We start from the raw sequence: 14,632 nt of genomic DNA, 5'->3' as shown, positions 1-14,632 counted from the left end.
AGCTGAAAGTTGCTTTTCCCTTGGCATGGAACTCGCTTTTGTGTGTTCGTGTTTTGTATACAAACCAATCAAAACATAAGTACACAAGAACCCGCGACGCCGACCCAACATCGGCCGCCGCGCCCCAAACCCTGAGATGCCAACGCTGCACCGACGAGATGGCGAGCCCGTGCGCATGCCCGCTCATCGCAGTCACGTGCATCAGGAGCCCGCCGGAATGAGTACCAGCCTCGACCTTGCCCCTGAACTATCCGTCGCCAGCACCCACCCCGCTTCCCCTCTTGCCGGCCACCAGCCGGAACTTGCCCTGAGCCCGCGCCTGCACAACCGCGACCTCGCCCCGACACGCGTCGAAGGCCGTCGCTGGGGCCGCTACAGCATCTTCGCGCTGTGGACCAACGATGTGCACAACATCGCCAACTACTCGTTCGCCATGGGCTTGTTCGCCCTCGGCCTGGGTGGCTGGCAGATCCTGCTGTCGCTGGCCATCGGCGCGGCGCTGGTGTACTTCTTCATGAACCTCTCCGGCTACATGGGCCAGAAGACCGGCGTGCCGTTCCCGGTCATCAGCCGCATCGCCTTCGGTATCCACGGCGCGCAGATCCCGGCGCTGATCCGCGCGGTCATCGCCATCGCCTGGTTCGGCATCCAGACTTACCTGGCTTCGGTGGTGCTGCGCGTGCTGCTCACCGCCGTATGGCCGCAAATGGCAGCCTACGACCATGACAGCATCCTCGGCCTGTCGAGCCTGGGCTGGGTGTGCTTCGTGTCGATCTGGCTGGTGCAACTGGTGATCCTGGCCTACGGCATGGAGATGGTGCGCCGCTACGAGGCCTTCGCCGGCCCGGTGATTTTGCTGACCGTCGCCGCCCTGGCGGTGTTCATGTACTTCAAGGCCGACGCCCGCATCGCCTGGTCGGTGGCCGAACCGCTGACCGGCTCCGAGATGTGGCGCAACATCTTTGCCGGCGGCGCACTGTGGCTGGCGATCTATGGCACCCTGGTGCTGAACTTCTGTGACTTCGCCCGCTCCTCGCCATGCCGCAAGACCATCCGCGTCGGCAACTTCTGGGGCCTGCCGGTGAACATCCTGGTGTTCGCCATGATCACCGTGGTGCTGTGCGGCGCGCAGTTCCAGATCAACGGCCAGATCATCGACAGCCCGACCCAGATCGTCGCCGCCATCCCCAGCACAGCGTTCCTGGTCCTGGGCTGCCTGGCCTTCCTGATCGTCACCGTGGCGGTGAACATCATGGCCAACTTCGTCGCCCCGGCCTTCGTCCTCAGCAACCTGGCACCACGCCACCTGAACTTCCGCCGCGCCGGGCTGATCAGCGCCACCCTGGCGGTGCTGATCCTGCCGTGGAACCTGTACAACAGCCCGCTGGTGATCGTGTACTTCCTGTCCGGCCTGGGTGCCCTGCTCGGCCCGCTGTACGGGGTGATCATGTCCGACTACTGGTTGCTGCGCAAAGGCTGCATCAACGTGCCGCAGCTGTACAGCGAAGACCCGGCCGGCGCCTACCACTACACCAAGGGCATCAACCTGCGCGCGGTGGCCGCCTTCGTGCCGGCCGCGCTGCTGGCCATCGTCCTGGCCCTGGTGCCCAACTTCCACAGCGTGGCGCCATTCTCCTGGCTGATCGGTGCCGGCATCGCCGCCGCCCTGTACCTGCTGATCGCACCACGCAAACGCCAATACCACGACGTCAGCGGCGAGTGCATCGCCGTTGACCACAGCAGCCATTAGTCAGGGAGGACCGCCCATGCGTATTCTGATCGCCAACGTCAACACCACCGAAGCCATCACCGAAGCCATTGCCGAACAGGCCCGTGCGGTGGCCGCACCCGGTACCGAGATCATCGGCCTCACCCCGTGGTTCGGTGCCGAGTCGGTGGAAGGCAACTTCGAAAGTTACCTGGCCGCCATTGCGGTGATGGACCGTGTGCTGGCCTATGAGGGCCCCTATGACGCCGTGATCCAGGCGGGTTATGGCGAACACGGCCGCGAAGGCCTGCAGGAACTGCTGAACGTGCCAGTGGTGGACATTACCGATGCTGCCGCCAGCACGGCGATGTACCTGGGCCATGCCTACTCGGTGGTAACCACCCTGGACCGCACCGTGCCGCTGATCGAAGACCGCCTGAAGCTCTCCGGCCTGTATGAGCGCTGCGCATCGGTACGGGCCAGCGGGCTGGCGGTGCTGGAGCTGGAAGCCGACCCGCAGCGCGCCGTGGAGGCGATTGTCGAGCAGGCAGAACGCGCCGTGCGTGAGGACAAGGCCGAGGTGATCTGCCTGGGTTGCGGCGGCATGGCCGGGCTGGACGAGCAGATCCGCCAGCGCACCGGCGTGCCGGTGGTGGATGGTGTGAGCGCAGCGGTGACCATTGCCGAATCGCTGGTGCGCATGGGCTTGAGTACCTCCAAGGTACGTACCTATGCCACGCCACGGGCGAAGAAAGTGGTGGGTTGGCCGATGCGGTTCGGGCGTTAGGCATCTTTCGCCTGACCTGGCCTCTTCGCGGGTAAACCCGCTCCCACAGGGACCGCATTGCTCTCGGGGCTTGTGCAGTACCTGTGGGAGCGGGTTTACCCGCGAAGAGGCCGGCATCATTATTCAGGCTTCCTGGCAGAGCAGTACCAGCGGATCAGGTCGGGCAGCTATGTGCACCATCATTCAGGCCCTGGCGCACGTTGCGGCTGAGCAGGCTGGCCTTGCCGTCGTGCCAGGTCAGGGTCAGCACGTAGAGGGTATCGAAGTCGTCGCCGCTCCAGTCCTCGGTGATCACCCGCTCTTCACCCAGGGCCTTGCCAGCCACGGCATTGATCAGGTCGGGGAGATAGCCGTGCGACCAGGCGGTGTACACGGTCGCGTTACGGTACTTGTCGCGCAGCAGCTCTTCGGCCAGTTCGTCAGTGTCGTTGGCGCCGTAGTCGATGTTTACCGGCAAGCCCAGGCGAATGGCACTGGGGCTGATGGTCATCAGCGGGCGGATATAGCTGTAGCTCTCGTCCTTGCTGCCTTCCTCCACATGCCGCGAGGGGTTGGCAGCGAACACGTAATCGGCCTTGCCAAAACGCTCGGGAAGCACGCTAGCCAGGTCCAGCGCACGGTTGAGGCCCTGGCAGTTCAACTGGCCCAACCCTTCGCCGGGTTTCTCGGCGTGGCGCAGGAATACCAGGGTCTGGGTGCCATCCACCTGCTGCGCACGGCTTTCGACAGCCTCCAGCGCCAGCGGTACGGCGAGGGCTGTCAGCACCAGGCTCAGCAACCAGTGACGACGACGGCGGAAGAATGTTGGCAACTTCATCAAGGCAGGCTCGTGTGGCAGAAAAATCGGGTTGACCCGCCACATCACCCCGCCAACAGCACGGCGGGGCATCCTTGTAGTGAATGCCGTCCTTGGCAACGAGTGAGGGTGAGAGTGCCCTGAACCCGTTTGGTTCCTCCCTGGAGGTGGATGCCGTTCCCTGGGCCAGGCTTACGCTAGAGGATGGGTGTTGCTGAATTGTGTAGGGCGCAAGAACATCGGGTTGCAATAGGCCAGTCAATCGTCCCGCGTCAGCACTTCCAGCAATTCGATCTCGAAGGTCAAATCCGAATTCGGCGGAATCGCCCCGACGCTGCGTTCGCCATAGCCCAGATGCGCAGGTACCAGCAGCTTGCGCTTGCCGCCCACGCGCATGCCCATCAAGCCCTGGTCCCAGCCCTTGATCACCCGGCCAGTGCCGATCACGCACTGGAACGGTTTGCCACGTGACCACGACGAGTCGAACTCGCTGCCGTCGGCCAGCCAGCCGGTGTATTGGGTGGTGATCAGGGCGCCTTTGACGGCGGCTTTGCCATCCCCCTCCACAAGGTCGATGATCTGCAGTTCTTGGCTCACGGGGCATACTCCAACGCTGGAAACAAAGCCGCCGTTTTCTCAGGTACGCAACGGTTTGGCAAGTCTGGTCTTGATCAGCCGAGCTGCTCGAAGGCTTCCTGGCCGGTCAGTTCCTTGGTCTGGTTGGCAAAGCAGTACCAGGCGGGTTTCTCTTCGACGAAAATCTGCAGGTCGAAATCCCACTCTTGGTCGCCGTCGAGCAGGCCGACCGGCACGGCATGGAAGTCATTGGCCTTGAGCCGGTAGTACAGGTGCGTACCGCATTGGCCGCAGAAGCCGCGCTGAGCCCACTCGGAGGACTCGTACACGCTGGGGGCGCGCCCTTCGATCACCGGTGGCTGGCTGCAGTGCACCACCAGCAACGGGCCGCCGGTCCATTTGCGGCACATGCTGCAGTGGCAGGCGCTGATATGGGTGTTGTCGACGGTGACCTTGAGCCGGGTGGCGCCGCACAGGCAGGTGCCGTGTTTTTCCAGGGCCATGGCTGGCTCCTTGAGCGGTGGATGGGCCAGCAAGTATAGATGCCTGTGCCGGCGATGAGGCCGGCACAGGCAGCACAAGACAGTTACCCGGGAATCAGATGTACACCGTACCGCGCAGGTACAACGCCGCCCGCCCGCTGATGATCACCCGGCCATTACCCGGCACTTCGCACTGCAACTGACCTTTGCGCGCCCCACCCTGCTCGCAGCGCAGCGCGTTTTTACCCAGGCGCTCGGCCCATACCGGCGCCAGCGAGGTGTGCGCCGAGCCGGTCACCGGGTCTTCGTTCACGCCAACCCGCGGGCCGAACCAGCGGGTGACGAAATCAAAGCCACCGCCTGCCGCCGTCACGGCGATACCGCGCACGTCGAAGGCCGACAGCGCAACGAAGTCCGGCTTCAGGCTGTCGAGCAACAGGGCGTCATCGATCACTACCAAATAGTCGTCACTGCGGTACAGCGCCTGTGCCTGGCCAAGGCCCAGCGCCTGCAACAGGCCCGGCGGGATGTCCACGGCGACCGGCTGCTTGGCCGGGAAGTCCATGGCCAGCAGCCCATCGGCATTGCGGCTGACACGCAGCTCGCCACTGCGGGTGTTGAAGCGCAGCACCTGCGCCTGCTCGCCCAGTTGTTCGAACAGCACATAGGCCGAGGCCAGGGTGGCATGGCCGCACAGGTCGACTTCCACGGTCGGGGTGAACCAGCGCAAGTCGAAGGTTTCGCCGTTGCGCACGAAGTAGGCGGTTTCCGACAGGTTGTTCTCTTCGGCGATGCGCTGCAGCACATCGTCCGGCAGCCAGCTTTGCAGCGGGATCACTGCCGCCGGGTTGCCCCCGAACGGTTCGGTGGAAAACGCATCGACCTGGAAGATATCGAGTTGCATGCACACACTCCTTGTTGCCCGATCACGGCCAGGCAAATGTATGAAAAAGGGTTATTGGCGTACCGGGGTCAACACGGCTTCACCGGCAAAGAACGCCTGCAGGTTGCGCAGCACCAGGGCCACCGTGTCGCGCGCTGCCTCCGGCGACTGGCCGGCCACATGGGGCGTGAGGACGGTGTTGCCGAGCGCCTTGAGGGCATCGGGCACAGCCGGCTCGTCATCGAACACATCCAGTGCCGCACCCGCCAGCCGGCCGTGCTGCAGCGCGGTCACCAGGGCCTGGGTGTCGACCACGCTGGCACGGGCGATATTCACCAGGTAGCCCTCGGCCCCCAGTGCCTCGAGCACTTGGGTATCGACCAGGTGGCGAGTGTTGGCACCGCCGGGGGTGGCCACCACCAGGATGTCAACGGCATCGGCCAGGTGCAGCGGGCTGTCGTACCAGGTGTAGGGCACATCCTGGCGCGGCGTGCGGCTGTGGTAGCTGACGGGCATGGCGAAGCCCAGATGGGCGCGCCTGGCGATCGCCAGCCCCACCGCACCAAGGCCGAGAATGCCCAGGCGCTTGCCACTCACCGAGGGGCTGATCACCCGGTTCCATTCGCCCCGGCGGGTACTGGCATCGGCGCGGGGAATGTCGCGCAACAGCGCCAGCAGCAGGGCAAGGGCGTGGTCGGCGACCGCCTCGGCATTGGCCCCGGCGCCGTTGGTGACGGTGATGCCGCGCGCAGCGGCGGCGGCCAGGTCGACCTGCTCGTAGCCGGCACCGATCACGCAGATGATCTGCAGTTTGGGCAGAGCGTCGATTTCGCCGCCAGTCAGGCCCAGCGGGCCGCGGGTGAGCACGGCCTCGATTTCATGGGCATGGCGCTGGATGGCCTCGGCCCGAAGTTGCGGCGAGGGGGCACGGATCAAGCGGTAGCCGGCCTGCTCCAGCAGGGGCAGGTAGTCGTCGACGGTTTCCACCAGCACCAGGACAGTCTTGTGCATGCCACCTCCATTTCTTGAAGGGGCATTATGCGGAGTCACTGGCCAGTACAGTCAACCGAAATAACGAGGTGAAACTGCACTGTTCTGCTTAGCTCCGCGCATGCTCTTGCTCTTGCTCTTGCTCTTGCTCTTGCTCTTGATCTTGATCTTGATCTTGATCTTGCCGTTGATCTTGATCTTGATCTTGATCTTGATCTTCGCGACTTCAGGAGGCCGAGCAGAGGTATTGCGGAGGGAGGTGACGGGCATGGATGCCCGTCAAGCGCTGAGGCCCCATGGATGGGGCCTGCAGCGCGTACTCCCGGGAGCAAGACCGGCGCGAGGGGACCCCGGAGCGCAGCGTAGGGGCCGGATGATGGGAGCGCAGCGTTTTTTGGTTACTTTTTGCCGCGTTTGGCAAAAAGTGACTCGCCGTAAGGGCGAAAAGGTGAGTAAGCGTCGCCATCGTAAATGGACTGTTCGCTATATCAAAACCGTCGCTTAAGCTTTTTGGCTTTTTGGCTTTTTGGATGTGGGCATTCACATCGAGTAGACATTCATTCAAGCCGGTGGCGCCAAGTCACCTTTCCGCCCTTACGGCGGGTCACTTTTTGCCAAACGCGACAAAAAGGTAACCAAAAAACGCTGCGCTCCCATCATCCGGCCCCTCCGCTGCGCTACGGGGTCCCCTCGCTACGGGCTTGCTGCCGGGAGTACGCGCTGCAGGCCCCATCCATGGGGCCTCAGCGCTTGACGGGCATCCATGCCCGTCACCTCCCTCCGCAAGCCCTTCGCTCGGCCTCCTGAAGTCGCAATCGGCGGCGCCTGAACTGTCGCGCGCTTAGAAGCAAAGCAAAAGCAAAAGCAAAAGCACCGTTGCAGTTATTGGGCGAACGCACGCCCCAGGCCACCGGGTACACCGCTACTGTCAGTTTCCTGCCACGGACCATCCGGGCTCAGCGACCAGCTCCAGCCGTTGTCGAAGCGGTAGTAGGTCCGCTGGCGGTAGAAGGTATTGGGCTTCTTCTCCAGCACATACACGCCCAGCTTCGGGTCCCAATGGCTCGCCCCGCCCGGTGGCGGCGCGAAGCTGGCCGAGGTGCGTGGCATCGGCTTGGGCGTAGCCGCAGGCTTGCTCGGGGCCGGCTGCCGGTCCGGCAAGGGCTTGACCGCTGGCCCCGGCTGCGGCGGCAGGCGTTCGATCGGTGGTGCGGGCTGCTCGTACGGCTCATGCACCGTACACGCAGACAAACCCAGGGCCAGGGTGATCAGGGTCAGGCGGACGATGCTGTGCATGGTATTGCTCTCTTACGGATCGGGGCTGTCGATGGTCAGGTGCTGAATGGCCTGGGTGGCGCTGGGCATTGGTGTGCCCTGGCCAATCCACTCGCCATGGGTTGGCTGGCCAGCGCGTGATACACGTGCAACGAGTTGGACTTCGGCAAAGTCCGACAGTTTCATCTGCGGCATCATGGCGTCAGCATCGGACAATTCCACCTCGATCGGCAACTGCGCCACGGTCACCCGTTTGGCCGCCAGCGGCATGGGCGGGCCATTGCTGGCGCGGGCGAAAATGAACACCGTGTCGTCCGGCTTGACCTTGTCCTTCAGCGCCGCCGCCAGTTCCACGCGCACCTTCAAGCGAGCCGCCACCGGCGCCGTAGCCTGCCCTGGCGATCCACCCAGGCGCTCGGCAGCACGGTCGATGCCGCCCTGCAACGCCGCACGCGACGCATCGCCTTCCGGCAACTGCGCCAGCAGGCGCTTCCAGTAATCGATGGCCTCCTGGTAACGCTCACCCTCGAAGGCGGCGATACCACGCAGACCGAGGCTGGTCACTTCGTTGGAGTCGGCTTTCAGCGCCTCGTCAGTCAGCGCCTGCAACTGCGGGCTCCACTGCTTGTCAGCGGCGAAGTACAGCGCCTGTGCCCACTGCCCGAGCAATTCGGGCTGGCGACCGGCCAGGGCTACGGCGCGCTCGAAGGTACGCGCAGCATCGGCGGGGCGTTGCTCGGCCATATAGGCGCGGCCCAGGAAATACATGGCCTCGGCCGAATCCGGCTGGGCCTGCACTACCCGTTCAAGGCGGGCAGTCATTTCTTCCATCGACTTGGGCGCCTCGGCAAACTCCTGGGTCAGTTGCACCTTGTCGGCTGCGCCAAAATGCAGGTACAGCCCCAATGCCAGCAGCGGTACCAGCAGCGCCGCCAGCAACGGCAGGGCCTTGCCCAGGTGGCCCTGGCGCGGGGGCTCGGCACCTTCGGTATCGGCCAGCAGCTCACGGGCGGCCTCGTCACGGCCCTTGGCCATCTGCGCCTCGTCGAGCACGCCAGCGGCCTCCTGGGCAGCCAGTTCGGCGACGCGTTCCTGGTACAGGGCCACGTTCAGGGCGGTGCGGTCTTCTTCCAGCTGACGGCTACGGCCACGCAGGATCGGGATCAGCAGGAAGCTGAGGGCAGCGAGCAGCAGCAGGCCCGCGCTAAGCCAGAATTCAATCATGGGTCTGTTCTTTTTCCAGCAGTTTGGCGAGACGCTCGCGTTCTTCGGCGGACAACTCATTGGCGCCCTGCACGGCCGCACTGCGGCGCCGGCGCACGATCAGCGCCAGCACCACGAAACCACCGGCCAGCAAAATCCCCGGGCCGAACCACAGCAGCCAGGTGCGCCCGCTGAGCGCCGGCTTGTAGCGCACGAAGTCGCCATAGCGGTCAACCATGAAGTCGACGATCTGCTGGTTGCTCTTGCCCTCGCCGAGCATGCGGAAGATTTCCCGGCGCAGGTCGGCGGCAATTGGCGCATTGGAGTCGGCGATATCCTGGTTCTGGCACTTGGGGCAACGCAGTTCCTTGGTCAGTTGCTGGTAGCGCTCACGCTCGGCATCGTCGCGGAACTGGTAGGTGTCGATGGCCGCCTTGGCCACGCCAGCCAGGCTCAACCCGATGAAGAGCCCCAGCATGGCAGCTGCCAACCCCCGCTTCATGGCTTGGCCTCGTCGACCAGACCCTGGTACAGCGGCGCCAGCTGCTCACGCCAGACCGTGGCATCGACCACGCCCACGTGCTTGTAGCGGATGATGCCCTTGGCATCGATCAGGAAGGTTTCCGGCGCGCCATAAACGCCCAGGTCCAGGCCCAGGCTGCCCTGCTCGTCACGAATGTCCAGCTGGTAGGGGTTGTGGAACTCTGCCAGCCACTTCAGGGCTGCCGCATTGTCGTCCTTGTAGTTGACGCCGTGGATCACCACGCCTTGCTGGGCCAGCTGGTTCAGGTACGGGTGCTCGACCTTGCACGACGGGCACCAGGTGGCCCACACGTTGACCAGTGCCGGGCGGCCCTGCAAGTCGGCCTCGGTCAGGGTACGGTCGCCCTGGGTCGAGGCCAGGGAAAACGCCGGGAAAGGCTTGCCGATCATTGCCGAGGGCAGCTCGTCGGGCTTGAGGAAAAGCCCCTTGTAGAGGAACACCGCCACCAGCAGGAATACCGCCAGGGGGACTACCATGATCCAACGCTTCATGCAGCTGCTCCAGACACGCCCAGGGCATCACGCACCCGGGTCTTGACCTTGACGCGATAGCGCCGGTCGAGGGCCGCCAGCAACCCGCCCAGGCCGGTCAGCAGACCACCCAGCCAGATCCAGCGGACGTAAGGCTTGATATGTACGCGCACCGCCCAGGCGCCGTTCTCCAGCGGTTCGCCGAGGGCGACATACAGGTCACGGGTAAAGCCGGCATCGATACCGGCTTCGGTCATCATCGACTGCTGCACGGTATACAGGCGTTTTTCCGGGTGCAGGGTGGTCACTTCACGGCCATCGCGGCTGACCACCACAGTGCCCTTGTCGGAAATGAAGTTCGGCCCTTCGAAGTGCCTCGCCCCCTGGAACAGGAAGTGGTAGCCGCCCAGCTCCACGCTCTCGCCCGGCGCCATGCGCAGGTCGCGTTCGGCACTGTTGTTGCTCGACAGCACCACGCCCAGCGCGCACACCGCCAGGCCCAGGTGCGCCAGCTGCATGCCCCAGTAGCTGCGGCCCAGGCCGGGCAGGCCCTTGAGCAGGCCTTTGTGGCGGGTCTTGTCGAGTATGTCGCGCAGCCCGCCCAGCACCACCCAGGCAGCCAGGGCGAAGGCGGTCAGGGTCGGCCAGTCGAAGTCGTCGACGATAAAGCCCGCCACCGGCGCAAGGATGGCGCTGCCAAGCAGCACCGGGGTCATCATGCTGGCCAGCCATTTGCCGGGGGTGTCTTTCCAGCGCACCACCACGCCCACGCCCAGCACCACCATCAGCAGCGCCATCAGCGGCAGGAACAAGGCATCGAAATACGGTGGGCCGACCGACAGCTTGGCCCCGGTCAGCGCATCGAGCACCAGTGGGTACAGGGTGCCGAGCAGAATCATCGAGGCCGCCACTACCAGCACCAGGTTATTGGCCAGCAGCAGTGTCTCGCGCGACCACAGGGCAAAGCCGACCTGGCTCTTGACCACCGGTGCGCGCAGGGCGAACAGGGTGAGCGAACCACCGACCACGAACAGCAGGAAGATCAGGATGAAAATGCCCCGCGACGGGTCGGCGGCAAACGCGTGCACCGAGGTCAGCACACCGGAACGCACCAGGAAGGTACCCAGCAGGCTCAGCGAGAACGCGGCAATTGCCAGCAGCACGGTCCAGCTCTTGAACACCCCGCGCTTCTCGGTCACCGCAAGCGAGTGGATCAGCGCCGTGCCCACCAGCCAAGGCATGAACGAGGCGTTTTCCACCGGGTCCCAGAACCACCAGCCACCCCAGCCCAGTTCATAGTAGGCCCACCACGAGCCCAAGGTAATGCCGACGCCGAGGAAGGCCCAGGCAACGATGGTCCAGGGCCGCGACCAGCGCGCCCAGGCGGCGTCCAGGCGGCCGCCGAGCAAGGCGGCGATGGCAAAGGCGAAGGCCACCGAGAAACCGACGTAGCCCATGTACAGCATCGGCGGGTGGACGATCAGGCCAAAGTCCTGCAGCAGCGGGTTGAGGTCACGGCCATCGGTCGGCACCTGCGGCAGCAAGCGCTGGAACGGGTTGGAGGTGATGATCAGGAAGCTCAGGAAGCCCACGCTGATCATGCCCATTACCGCCAGCACGCGGGCCAGCATCACCTGCGGCAACTGCCGCGAGAATACCGACACGGCGAAGGTCCAGCCGCCGAGGATCAGCGCCCACAGCAGCAGCGAACCTTCGTGGGCGCCCCACACGGCGCTGAACTTGTAGTACCAGGGCAAGGCGCTGTTGGAGTTGCTGGCCACATAGGCGACCGAGAAGTTGTCGGTCATGAAGGCATGGGTGAGGCAGGCGAAGGCAAAAGCCAGGAAGGCGAACTGCCCCCATGCCGCCGGCCGCGCCAGGCTCATCCACAGGCTGTCGCCACGCCAGGCACCGAGCAGCGGCACGCTGGCCTGCACGGCGGCAAAGCAGATCGCCAGGATCATCGCCAGCTGGCCGAGTTCGGGGATCACCAGCGCCGCGTTCATGGTTTGGCCTCCCCGCCGGTGGCGGCCTGGCCGCTTTCCTTCAGCGCCTTGGTGACCTCGGGCGGCATGTACTTCTCGTCGTGCTTGGCCAGTACTTCATCGGCCACCACCACACCGTCGGCGTTGAGCTTGCCAAGGGCGACGATGCCCTGCCCTTCGCGGAACAGGTCGGGGAGGATGCCACGGTAGGTAATCGGTACCGACTTGTTGAAGTCGGTGACCACGAAGCGCACGTCCAGCGAATCGGACGAACGCTGCACCGAGCCTTTCTCGACCATGCCGCCGGCGCGGATGCGGGTGTCCAGCGGCGCCTCGCCGTTGGCGATCTGGGTCGGGGTGTAGAACAGGTTGATGTTCTGCTGCAATGCGCTCAAGGCAAAGCCGACGGCAACCCCGACGCCGACCAGCAGGCCGACGATGAGCAACAGGCGTTTCTTGCGCTGCGGATTCACTGGTTGTTCTCCCGGCGCAAACGGCGCGCCTCATCTTGCAGGTAGCGACGGCGGGCCAGCACGGGCGCGGCGACGTTCAGCGCCAGCACCGCCAGGCAGATGCCATAGGCCGTCCACACGTACAGGCCATGGTGGCCCATGGCGAGAAAGTCACCGAAGGTGGCAAAACTCATTGTGCGGCCCTCCGCCCCAGGCTGTTCAATACTTCGTCCTTGACCCAACTGGCGCGCGCCTCGCGCTTGAGCACTTCAAGGCGCATGCGCAGCAACAGCACCGCGCCAAAGAAGCAGTAGAAGCCCAGCGCCGTGCACAGCAGCGGCAGCCACATTTCCGCGGGCATCGCCGGTTTTTCCGTGAGGGTGAAGGTGGCCCCCTGGTGCAGGGTGTTCCACCACTCCACCGAGTACTTGATGATCGGGATGTTCACCACACCGACAATCGCCAGTACCGCACAGGCCTTGGCTGCACTGTCACGATTACTGATTGCCTGGCCCAGCGCAATGATGCCGAAGTACAGGAACAGCAGGATGAGCATGGACGTAAGGCGAGCATCCCAGACCCACCAGCTACCCCAGGTCGGCTTGCCCCAGATGGCGCCGGTGACCAGCGCCACGGCGGTCATCCAGGCACCGATCGGTGCGGCGCATTGCAAGGCGACGTCGGCCAGTTTCATCTTCCACACCAGCCCCACCACCCCGGCCACTGCCAGCAGCACATAGCAGGACTGCGCCAGCATCGCCGCCGGCACGTGGATGTAGATGATGCGGAAGCTGTTGCCTTGCTGGTAGTCCTGGGGAGCGAAGGCCAGGCCCCAGGTGATGCCCACCAGCAGCAGGAGCACGGCTGCGCCGGCAAGCCACGGCAGCATGCGGCCGCTGATGGCATAGAACCATTTGGGAGAGCCCAGCTTGTGGAACCACGTCCAGCTTATTTTCATCAGGGTACATCCAGGGTGTTGGCCGGGCTTGAAAGCCCGGGACTCGTTATTCGCCGACGCTGATCTTCAGGCCGGCCGCTATCGCAAAGGGTGCCAGGGTCACGGCCAGGGCCGTCAGGCTGGCGAGCCAGAGCAGGTGGCCGGTTGCCGGCATATTCTGCAACGCCGCTTGCAACGCACCACTGCCCAGGATCAATACAGGGATATACAACGGCAGAATCAGCAATGCCAGCAGCAAACCGCCGCGCTTCAGACCGACTGTCAGCGCCGCGCCCACCGCGCCCAGCAGGCTCAGCACCGGCGTGCCCAGCAGCAGCGAGCCCAGCAGCACCGGCAGGCAATGGCTCGGCAGCCCCAGCATCAGCGCCAGCAGCGGCGCCAACAATACCAGCGCCAGCCCGGAAAAGATCCAGTGCGCCAGCACCTTGGCCAGCACCAGCAGCGGCAACGGGTGCGGCGACAGCACCCACTGCTCCAGCGAGCCGTCCTCGAAGTCGCTGCGGAACAGGCCGTCCAGCGACAGCAGCACTGCCAACAGTGCCGCCACCCAGACCAGGCCCGGCGACAAGGTTTGCAACAATTGGCTTTCCGGGCCGACCGCCAGCGGGAACAAGGCAACCACGATAGCGAAGAACACCAACGGGTTGGCCAGCTCGGCCGGGCGGCGGAACAACAGGCGCGCTTCGCGGCGCAACAACAGGATGAATACGCTCATGCCGCCCATTGCCCCAGGTTCAGTTCACGGTATCCGGAGGGCTTGCGTTCCAGCGTGTGGTGGGTGGTCAGCACCACTGTGCCACCCTGCTCGCAGTGGGCCGCCAGGTGCGCTTCGAGCTGCGCCACGCCCTGCTTGTCGAGGGCGGTGAACGGTTCGTCGAGGATCCACAGCGGCGGGCTGGCCAGGTACAGCCGGGCCAGGGCCACGCGGCGCTGCTGGCCGGCAGACAGGGTGTGGCAGGGCACATCTTCGAAACCACGCAGGCCGACGGCCGCCAGTGCCGCCCAGATTGCCTCGCGGCTGGCCGGCTGGTGCAGGGCGCACAGCCAGGTAAGGTTCTCTTCGGCGGTGAGCAGGTCCTTGATGCCGGCGGCGTGGCCGATCCACAGCAGGATGCTGGCCAGGGCGTGGCGCTGCTCGGCCAGTGGCCTGCCGCCCAGCAGGATCTGCCCGGCCGTCGGCTGCATCAAGCCGGCCAGCAGGCGCAGCAGGCTGGTCTTGCCGCTGCCGTTGGGGCCGCTGATCTGCAGCATGTCGCCCGGCCGCAGCTCGAAAGCGAGATGCTCGAACAGCAGGCGCCAGTCGCGCTCGCAGGCCAGGCCCGCGGCTTGGAGGTGAAGGGTCACGGTTTCGCCTTATCTTTGTAGGGTTCCAGAGCGGTGTCGCCTGCTTCGCGGGTAAACCCGCTCCCACAGGTTCAACGCAGGGCTTGAAAGCTGCGCAAAACCTTGTGGGAGCGGGTTCACCCGCGAAGCAGGCGACACAGCCCTGAAGCCCTGTATCTCAAGTCGCCCCCCTCGCTGCC

At 64.8% G+C, this 14,632-nt stretch carries 18 protein-coding genes; 2 read left to right on the top strand and 16 right to left on the bottom strand.

Annotation, left to right across the window (positions count from 1 at the left end):
- Nucleotides 1–217 precede the first annotated feature (217 nt).
- Nucleotides 218–1,750 carry an NCS1 family nucleobase:cation symporter-1 gene (locus J5M71_RS03630; protein WP_207829954.1) on the top strand — a complete coding sequence of 511 codons (1,533 nt, stop codon included), beginning with the start codon at nucleotides 218–220 and terminating at the stop codon, nucleotides 1,748–1,750.
- 16 nt (nucleotides 1,751–1,766) lie between these two features.
- The gene (locus tag J5M71_RS03625; protein ID WP_207829951.1) at nucleotides 1,767–2,495 is read left to right on the top strand and encodes an aspartate/glutamate racemase family protein; all 729 of its coding nucleotides are present in this window, start codon (nucleotides 1,767–1,769) and stop codon (nucleotides 2,493–2,495) included.
- A gap of 154 nt (nucleotides 2,496–2,649) precedes the next feature.
- Here the strand turns inward: J5M71_RS03625 and J5M71_RS03620 are convergent, their stop codons facing one another.
- From J5M71_RS03620 to ccmA, 16 genes are all read right to left on the bottom strand, one after another.
- Nucleotides 2,650–3,312 carry a histidine phosphatase family protein gene (locus J5M71_RS03620; RefSeq protein WP_207829948.1) on the bottom strand — a complete coding sequence of 221 codons (663 nt, stop codon included), beginning with the start codon at nucleotides 3,310–3,312 and terminating at the stop codon, nucleotides 2,650–2,652.
- Nucleotides 3,313–3,549: 237 nt separating this feature from the next.
- Nucleotides 3,550–3,888 carry an FKBP-type peptidyl-prolyl cis-trans isomerase gene (locus J5M71_RS03615; RefSeq protein WP_003254365.1) on the bottom strand — a complete coding sequence of 113 codons (339 nt, stop codon included), beginning with the start codon at nucleotides 3,886–3,888 and terminating at the stop codon, nucleotides 3,550–3,552.
- 74 nt (nucleotides 3,889–3,962) lie between these two features.
- Nucleotides 3,963–4,370, bottom strand: a complete 408-nt coding sequence (locus J5M71_RS03610; protein ID WP_207829946.1) for a GFA family protein — start codon at nucleotides 4,368–4,370, stop codon at nucleotides 3,963–3,965.
- Between the two features lie 94 nt (nucleotides 4,371–4,464).
- Complete coding sequence (locus J5M71_RS03605) at nucleotides 4,465–5,253, bottom strand: PhzF family phenazine biosynthesis protein (RefSeq protein ID WP_207829944.1); 789 nt, start codon at nucleotides 5,251–5,253, stop codon at nucleotides 4,465–4,467.
- Nucleotides 5,254–5,304: 51 nt separating this feature from the next.
- Nucleotides 5,305–6,243 carry a 2-hydroxyacid dehydrogenase gene (locus J5M71_RS03600; protein ID WP_207829942.1) on the bottom strand — a complete coding sequence of 313 codons (939 nt, stop codon included), beginning with the start codon at nucleotides 6,241–6,243 and terminating at the stop codon, nucleotides 5,305–5,307.
- A 51-nt stretch (nucleotides 6,244–6,294) separates the two neighbouring features.
- A complete protein-coding gene (locus tag J5M71_RS03595; protein ID WP_243434060.1) occupies nucleotides 6,295–6,492 on the bottom strand; it encodes a hypothetical protein in 198 nt (65 codons plus the stop codon).
- 612 nt (nucleotides 6,493–7,104) lie between these two features.
- A complete protein-coding gene (locus tag J5M71_RS03590; RefSeq protein ID WP_207829939.1) occupies nucleotides 7,105–7,518 on the bottom strand; it encodes a hypothetical protein in 414 nt (137 codons plus the stop codon).
- A gap of 12 nt (nucleotides 7,519–7,530) precedes the next feature.
- Nucleotides 7,531–8,721 carry a c-type cytochrome biogenesis protein CcmI gene (ccmI, locus tag J5M71_RS03585; RefSeq protein ID WP_207829914.1) on the bottom strand — a complete coding sequence of 397 codons (1,191 nt, stop codon included), beginning with the start codon at nucleotides 8,719–8,721 and terminating at the stop codon, nucleotides 7,531–7,533.
- Nucleotides 8,714–9,202 carry a cytochrome c-type biogenesis protein gene (locus J5M71_RS03580; protein ID WP_207829904.1) on the bottom strand — a complete coding sequence of 163 codons (489 nt, stop codon included), beginning with the start codon at nucleotides 9,200–9,202 and terminating at the stop codon, nucleotides 8,714–8,716. The genes ccmI and J5M71_RS03580 overlap by 8 nt, the downstream gene beginning before the upstream one ends.
- Nucleotides 9,199–9,735: a DsbE family thiol:disulfide interchange protein gene (locus J5M71_RS03575; protein ID WP_063912812.1), complete on the bottom strand. Its 537-nt coding sequence runs from the start codon at nucleotides 9,733–9,735 to the stop codon at nucleotides 9,199–9,201. The genes J5M71_RS03580 and J5M71_RS03575 overlap by 4 nt, the downstream gene beginning before the upstream one ends.
- The gene (locus J5M71_RS03570) at nucleotides 9,732–11,705 is read right to left on the bottom strand and encodes a heme lyase CcmF/NrfE family subunit (protein WP_015271186.1); all 1,974 of its coding nucleotides are present in this window, start codon (nucleotides 11,703–11,705) and stop codon (nucleotides 9,732–9,734) included. The genes J5M71_RS03575 and J5M71_RS03570 overlap by 4 nt, the downstream gene beginning before the upstream one ends.
- Nucleotides 11,706–11,716: 11 nt before the next feature.
- Nucleotides 11,717–12,172 carry a cytochrome c maturation protein CcmE gene (ccmE, locus tag J5M71_RS03565; RefSeq protein WP_019096399.1) on the bottom strand — a complete coding sequence of 152 codons (456 nt, stop codon included), beginning with the start codon at nucleotides 12,170–12,172 and terminating at the stop codon, nucleotides 11,717–11,719.
- A complete protein-coding gene (gene ccmD, locus J5M71_RS03560; RefSeq protein ID WP_013973562.1) occupies nucleotides 12,169–12,345 on the bottom strand; it encodes a heme exporter protein CcmD in 177 nt (58 codons plus the stop codon). The genes ccmE and ccmD overlap by 4 nt, the downstream gene beginning before the upstream one ends.
- Nucleotides 12,342–13,109 carry a heme ABC transporter permease gene (locus J5M71_RS03555; protein ID WP_012273476.1) on the bottom strand — a complete coding sequence of 256 codons (768 nt, stop codon included), beginning with the start codon at nucleotides 13,107–13,109 and terminating at the stop codon, nucleotides 12,342–12,344. The genes ccmD and J5M71_RS03555 overlap by 4 nt, the downstream gene beginning before the upstream one ends.
- 46 nt (nucleotides 13,110–13,155) lie before the next feature.
- Complete coding sequence (gene ccmB, locus J5M71_RS03550; RefSeq protein ID WP_064491604.1) at nucleotides 13,156–13,824, bottom strand: heme exporter protein CcmB; 669 nt, start codon at nucleotides 13,822–13,824, stop codon at nucleotides 13,156–13,158.
- On the bottom strand, nucleotides 13,821–14,453 hold the full coding sequence (gene ccmA / locus J5M71_RS03545; protein WP_207829901.1) for a cytochrome c biogenesis heme-transporting ATPase CcmA: 633 nt from the start codon (nucleotides 14,451–14,453) through the stop codon (nucleotides 13,821–13,823). Before ccmA ends, ccmB begins: the two co-directional genes overlap by 4 nt.
- Nucleotides 14,454–14,632: the final 179 nt, after the last annotated feature.

Source organism: Pseudomonas sp. 43(2021) (genome assembly GCF_017490805.1).
Taxonomy (GTDB): Bacteria; Pseudomonadota; Gammaproteobacteria; order Pseudomonadales; family Pseudomonadaceae; genus Aquipseudomonas.
The sequence above is the reverse complement of the archived record's forward strand: the minus strand, read 5'-3'. Positions and strand labels throughout refer to the sequence as shown.

What these genes read in the sequence shown, in the direction of transcription:
- ccmI (WP_207829914.1), bottom strand. Translation starts at nt 8,721, where the DNA reads ATGATTGAATTCTGGCTTAGCGCGGGCCTGCTGCTGCTCGCTGCCCTC.
- ccmD (WP_013973562.1), bottom strand. Translation starts at nt 12,345, where the DNA reads ATGAGTTTTGCCACCTTCGGTGACTTTCTCGCCATGGGCCACCATGGC.
- J5M71_RS03605 (WP_207829944.1), bottom strand. Translation starts at nt 5,253, where the DNA reads ATGCAACTCGATATCTTCCAGGTCGATGCGTTTTCCACCGAACCGTTC.
- J5M71_RS03625 (WP_207829951.1), top strand. Translation starts at nt 1,767, where the DNA reads ATGCGTATTCTGATCGCCAACGTCAACACCACCGAAGCCATCACCGAA.
- J5M71_RS03630 (WP_207829954.1), top strand. Translation starts at nt 218, where the DNA reads ATGAGTACCAGCCTCGACCTTGCCCCTGAACTATCCGTCGCCAGCACC.
- J5M71_RS03580 (WP_207829904.1), bottom strand. Translation starts at nt 9,202, where the DNA reads ATGAAGCGGGGGTTGGCAGCTGCCATGCTGGGGCTCTTCATCGGGTTG.
- J5M71_RS03600 (WP_207829942.1), bottom strand. Translation starts at nt 6,243, where the DNA reads ATGCACAAGACTGTCCTGGTGCTGGTGGAAACCGTCGACGACTACCTG.
- J5M71_RS03590 (WP_207829939.1), bottom strand. Translation starts at nt 7,518, where the DNA reads ATGCACAGCATCGTCCGCCTGACCCTGATCACCCTGGCCCTGGGTTTG.
- ccmB (WP_064491604.1), bottom strand. Translation starts at nt 13,824, where the DNA reads ATGAGCGTATTCATCCTGTTGTTGCGCCGCGAAGCGCGCCTGTTGTTC.
- J5M71_RS03575 (WP_063912812.1), bottom strand. Translation starts at nt 9,735, where the DNA reads ATGAAGCGTTGGATCATGGTAGTCCCCCTGGCGGTATTCCTGCTGGTG.
- J5M71_RS03555 (WP_012273476.1), bottom strand. Translation starts at nt 13,109, where the DNA reads ATGAAAATAAGCTGGACGTGGTTCCACAAGCTGGGCTCTCCCAAATGG.
- J5M71_RS03620 (WP_207829948.1), bottom strand. Translation starts at nt 3,312, where the DNA reads ATGAAGTTGCCAACATTCTTCCGCCGTCGTCGTCACTGGTTGCTGAGC.
- J5M71_RS03610 (WP_207829946.1), bottom strand. Translation starts at nt 4,370, where the DNA reads ATGGCCCTGGAAAAACACGGCACCTGCCTGTGCGGCGCCACCCGGCTC.
- J5M71_RS03595 (WP_243434060.1), bottom strand. Translation starts at nt 6,492, where the DNA reads ATGCCCGTCACCTCCCTCCGCAATACCTCTGCTCGGCCTCCTGAAGTC.